This is a genomic window from Kitasatospora sp. NPDC059747 (genome assembly GCF_042732955.1).
Classification (GTDB): Bacteria; Actinomycetota; Actinomycetes; order Streptomycetales; family Streptomycetaceae; genus Kitasatospora.
Map to the genome: position 1 here is coordinate 13,618 of NZ_JBHWGV010000114.1, position 5,014 is coordinate 18,631.

Annotated in this window: 5 protein-coding genes; 3 read left to right on the forward strand and 2 right to left on the reverse strand. The window is 73.1% G+C overall.

What is annotated here, in order from left to right; translation table 11 throughout:
• Positions 1–165 precede the first annotated feature (165 nt).
• Positions 166–792, reverse strand: coding sequence for a TetR/AcrR family transcriptional regulator (locus ACFV4G_RS34845; RefSeq protein WP_380446194.1), 627 nt, complete (start codon positions 790–792; stop codon positions 166–168).
• A 156-nt stretch (positions 793–948) separates the two neighbouring features.
• Between ACFV4G_RS34845 and ACFV4G_RS34850 the strand changes: the two genes are divergently transcribed.
• Entirely contained in the window at positions 949–1,839 is an 891-nt protein-coding gene (locus tag ACFV4G_RS34850) for a lipase family alpha/beta hydrolase (protein ID WP_380446195.1), read from the forward strand.
• 122 nt (positions 1,840–1,961) lie between these two features.
• A complete protein-coding gene (locus ACFV4G_RS34855) occupies positions 1,962–2,474 on the forward strand; it encodes a hypothetical protein (protein ID WP_380446196.1) in 513 nt (170 codons plus the stop codon).
• A gap of 78 nt (positions 2,475–2,552) precedes the next feature.
• Here the strand turns inward: ACFV4G_RS34855 and ACFV4G_RS34860 are convergent, their stop codons facing one another.
• Positions 2,553–3,749 (reverse strand): M20 family metallopeptidase, encoded by a 1,197-nt coding sequence (locus ACFV4G_RS34860; protein WP_380446197.1) that lies wholly within the window; start codon positions 3,747–3,749, stop codon positions 2,553–2,555.
• Between the two features lie 190 nt (positions 3,750–3,939).
• On the opposite strand from ACFV4G_RS34860, the gene ACFV4G_RS34865 reads away from it, so the two are divergent.
• Positions 3,940–4,542, forward strand: a complete 603-nt coding sequence (locus tag ACFV4G_RS34865) for a dihydrofolate reductase family protein (RefSeq protein WP_380446198.1) — start codon at positions 3,940–3,942, stop codon at positions 4,540–4,542.
• Positions 4,543–5,014 lie beyond the last annotated feature (472 nt).

The following is a 5,014-nucleotide window of genomic DNA, read 5'->3' on the forward strand; positions in this document are numbered from 1 at the left end:
AGGGTGGCCAGCGTCTCGGCGGCGGCCGTGCGCGGCAGCTTGCGCGGGTCGGGGGGCCGCTCGCCGGGGGGGGCGGGGGCGGCGCGGGAGGGCGGTGCGCTTCGGAAGCCGTCGGACCACGACGTGCCGCCCCAAAAAACACCGGGGCCCGAAGCCGGCCATCGGTCAGTAGGTGAGCCGGGCCAGGAGCAGGTCCGTCAGCTCGGCGACGACCTCGTCGAACTCGGCGGCGACGTAGCCCGCCGCCCAGTCGTGCAGGAGCGCGTTGACCGCGCCGATGAACGCCGCGGTCGTCAATGTCCAATCCCGGCCGGCCACTTCGCCGCGACCGGCGGCCTGGTCCGCCTCGGCCGCGAGCAGTGCGGCCCAGCGCGCGCGGCGGTCGGCGCGGAGCCGCTCCAGCGTCGGGTTGACGCCGACGATCTGGACGTAGGCGATCTGCGCCCAGCGGGCGTCGCCCGCCGTCACCCGCGCGTAGGCGCCGAGGCCGGCCCGAACCCGGGCGGACAGTGCCGCCGCCGGGTCGAGTGCGCCCAGCGTCGCCAGCACCTCCGCCTCCGCCCGGTCGTTCACCGAGGCGTAGAGACGCGTGAGCACCTCCTCCAACGTCCGGAAGTGCTCGTAGAACTGACGTGTCGACAGTCCCGCCGCGCCACAGAGAGCCGCCACGGTGGTCCCCCGGTAGCCGGGCTCGCCACCCATCAACTCCAGTGCGGCGTCGAGCAGTCGGCGCTCCCGCTCCTCGCGGCGCTCGTCGACGCTCCGGCCCCGGTAGCGACTTCCGGCTCTCATGCACCAAGTATCGCGGCCGCGTTGATCTTTGAAAACAGTCGTTGTCAGATCCCTTGTAGTGTACCTGAGTTACTCCTACTCTCCGGTAGGGCCACATGTGAAGCGCATCGTTTTCACATCGGGTCGCACCCCCTCCACCCCCAAGGGAGTTCCCCCATGCGCAACCGACTCAGGAGCACCGTCGCCGCGCTCGTCTGCGCGCTGACCGTCGCCGTCGCCGCCCCCACCGCCTCGGCCGCCCCCACCGCTCCCTCCGCCTCCGCCTCCACCTCCTCCATCCCCAACTCCGGCTGGAACGACTGGTCCTGCCGCCCGAGCGCCGCGCACCCCGAGCCCGTCGTGCTGGTCCACGGCATGGGCGGCAACGGGGTGGACAACTTCCTCACCCTCGCCCCGGCCCTCGTCGCCCACGGCTACTGCGCGTACTCCGAGACGTACGGGCAGACCGTCCTCGGGCCCCTCGCGGGTGGCCTGGCTCCGATGGCCGGCAGCGCGGCGGAGCTGGGCGCCTTCGTCGACCGGGTCCGCGCCGCCACCGGTGCCGCGAAGGTCGACATCGTCGGCCACTCCGAGGGCACCACCGTCCCCGCCTACTACATGAAGGTCCTCGGCGGCGCCGCGAAGGTCGACCGTTTCGTCGGCTTCGGTTCCAACTTCCAGGGCACCACCCTCGACGGCCTGGGCGCCCTCGCCTCCGCCATCCACCTCCAGGCGATCCTCGACGGCATCGGCTGCGGCGCCTGCGCGGACTTCCTGCCCGGCTCCGCCTTCCTGACGAAGCTCGACGACGGGCCGGTGGCCGTGCCCGGCCCCGTCTACACCAGCATCGTCTCCCGCTACGACCAGGTCGTCACCCCGTACTCGAGCGGCCTGCTCGACGGGCCGAACACCACGAACATCGTCCTCCAGGACGTCTGCGGACTGGACTTCACCGGGCACGTCGGCCAGGCCGTCGACCCCAACGTGACCCAACTGGTCCTGAACGGGCTCGATCCCGCGCACGCCGCACCGTTCGTCTGCCTCCCCTTCTTCGACTTCGGCGTCTGAGACCAACGCGGCGATGCGGTCCGCCCGTGACGGCTCTGGACCAGGGACGGGCCCGGTGCGAGCATGACGTGTAGCCGTCAGGTGGCACCCAGTCACCTCACAGACTCCCGTCAGGGGGGATCATGCGCATCGGCGCCCGCGTGCGCGCGGCATCCACCACCCTCGCCGTCATCACCACCAGTCTCACCTTCGCCGTCGCCGGCACCGGCACGGCACACGCCCGCTCCACGTCCTGTGCCGCCGTCCTCGGCGGCGGCCAGTACATCCGGGCCGGTGGGCGGACGATCGGCAACCTCTACCTGGCCTGGAACTACTGCGATCCCACCAACAAGGTCGCGTACACCGAGGTCAACATCTGGAACACCAACTTCGTCAACGGCAACTGGCACAACGGCCTGATCGACGTGAAGTCCAGCTCGGACCACGCGTCGAACGCCGGCTCGCCCCAGCCCAACGCCGGCAGCTGGTGGTGGGACTCCGGGTTCATCAAGGTGTCCCCGAACGTGCACAACGACCGCCGCTACCACGGCAGCATGAACTTCAACGCCGGCGGTCACCAGTGCTGGGGGGACACCCCGACGTGGGACTTCTCCGGCGCCGGGGTCGTCGCGGCCGGCTCGGTGCACTGCACCTGACTCCCGGGGCGGGTCCCGTTGCCCACGGGACCCGCCGTCGCCGACGGGTCTCGCCGTCGCCGACGGGACCCGCCCCGGTCACACCGCCAGGCGGCGGACGGCGAGTTCGGCGTAGAGCGCGCTGCCGTCGGCGAGCACCTCGTCGTCGAACTCCGCGTACGGCGAGTGGTTGGGGGCCCGGTCCCCGGGGTCGCTCCCCTTCGGGGCCGCACCGAGCATCACGAACGAGCCGGGGACGGCGTTCAGGACCCTGGAGAAGTCCTCCGAGGCGGTCAGCGGGTTCGCCATCGTCCGGAAGCGCTCCTCGCCGAACACCTCCCGGACGGTGTCCGCCAGGAAGTCCGTCTCGGCCGCGTCGGTCTCCGTCACCGGGTACTCGGGACGGAACTCGGCCTCCGCCCGCAGCCCGTGGGCGGCGGCGACGGACCCGACCAGCTCGACGGCCGCCTCCGCGACCCGGGACTGCGCCTCGGCGGAGAACGTCCGCACGGTCGCCTCGAAGCGGGCGGTCTCGGGGATCACGTTGCGCCGCGTGCCGGCCCGGAAGAGCCCGACGGTGATCACCACCGGGTCGAACACGTCGAAGCGGCGGGTCACCATGGTCTGCAGGGCCGTGACCATCTCGCAGGCCGCCGGAACGGGGTCCTTCGCCCGGTGCGGCGCCGAGCCGTGTCCGCCCGCGCCGTGGACGGTGACGTGCAGCGAGGCCGACGCGGCCATCATCGGGCCGCGCCGGGCGGTGAACTCCCCGTGCGGCATCGTCGCCACCACGTGCACGCCGTAGGCGGCGGCAGGGCGTCGGCCGGCCGCGTCCAGCACGCCCTCGGCGAGCATGGCCCCGGCGCCGTCCCAACCCTCCTCCCCCGGCTGGAACATGAAGACAACGTCGCCCTGGAGGCGCTCGCGCCGCGCGGCCAGCAGGTGCGCGGCACCGGCCAGCATCGCCGTGTGCAGGTCGTGTCCGCAGGCGTGCATGGCACCGTTCCCGGCGGCGAACGGCACCGGGGCCTTCTCGGCGACCGGCAGGGCGTCCATGTCGCCGCGCAGCAGCACCGTCGGCCCCGGGCGGGCGCCGCGCAGCACCGCCGTGACCGAAGTCAGCGCGCCGCCGAGGCCGATCTCCAGCGGCAGCCCGTCGAGCGCCGCCAGCACGCGCTCCTGGGTGCGCGGCAGGTCGAGGCCCACCTCGGGGAGGCGGTGCAGGTCGTGGCGGAGCCGGACCAGGTCCGGGGCCAGCGCGAGCGCGTCGTCGTACAGGGAGTCGTGCGGGGCCACGGGTACCTCCGAAGCGAGTCCGAGTCCGGGTCGTGCGGCGGGGAGCATACCCACCCCACGCCCGGCCGACGACCCGTCGGCGCAGGAAGACCGGATCCTCCAGGCTCTTCGCCGCGCGCCGATGAGTTCCGGCGCCGCGACCGGTCCAACCTGACGGGACGACCGACACCGAGTTCGTAGGGAGCACCTCATGAGGAAGATCACCGCCGGCCTGTTCATCGCCGCCGACGGCGTCGTGGAAGCGCCGGACCAGTGGCACTTCCCGTACTACAACGAGGAGCTGGGCGCGGCCGTCAACGCCCGGCTCGGCTCGGCGGACACCCTCCTGTTCGGCCGCGCCACCTACGAGAACTTCGCCGGGGCGTGGCCCTCCCGGGAGAGCGGCCCGGTCGACGCGGGCGACGTCGCGGCGGCGGTCGCCGAGGTGTCCCAGCTGTCCCGGATGGCCAAGGCGCTCGGCGACGCCCGCAAGCTCGTGGTGTCGCACTCCCCGCTGACGTTCACCTGGCGCAACTCCGAGCAGCTGCGGGGCGACCTCGTCGAGGCCGTCACCGAGCTGAAGAGCGGGCCCGGCGGTGCCGTCGCGATGTCCGGCTCGGTCTCTGTCGTCCGCCAACTGCTGGCCGCCCGGCTCCTCGACGAGCTCCACCTGTTCGTCCACCCGATCGCGGTCGGCCACGGGCAGCGCCTGTTCGCCGACTCCGCCACGCCGCTCCCGCTCACGCTGCTGAGCTGCGAGGCCTTCCGGACGGGCGTCCTGCACGTCGTCTACGGCCCCGCCGAGGAGGCGTAGCCGCCGGTCCCGTCCGCCTCCCCGCACGCAGGAAGTCGGCCCTGTCGACTTCCTGCGCGGGGGCGTGACGCGGTGGCGTGAAGTGGTGGCATGAAGTGGTGGCGTCAAGGACCCGTCAGCAGCGCATCAGTGCTTCGTCAGGGCGGGTGAAGGCGCTTGCCCCGGGCCGTCCCCCGGGCTTTGATGATGGGCATGCACCGCTCGACACGCCACCACGACCGCCCGCCGCATAGTCGGCCGCGGATCGTCGCTGTCGCCGTCGCGGTCGCCACCACCGTCCGGTAACACCGAGCGCTACCCCGCTCGGCGCCGGCCGCGTGCGCACGGGCTTCTCGCCGCTTCGTCCGGCCCGGCCCCTGCGCCGATCCCTGCCGTGGGGGCCCCCGCCCCGCCGCGCCCCCGGCCGGGGGCGGGCGCCCCCGACAACACGAGGGCGCGGCCGCACTCAAAACCGCGCCCACCCCATCGCCCC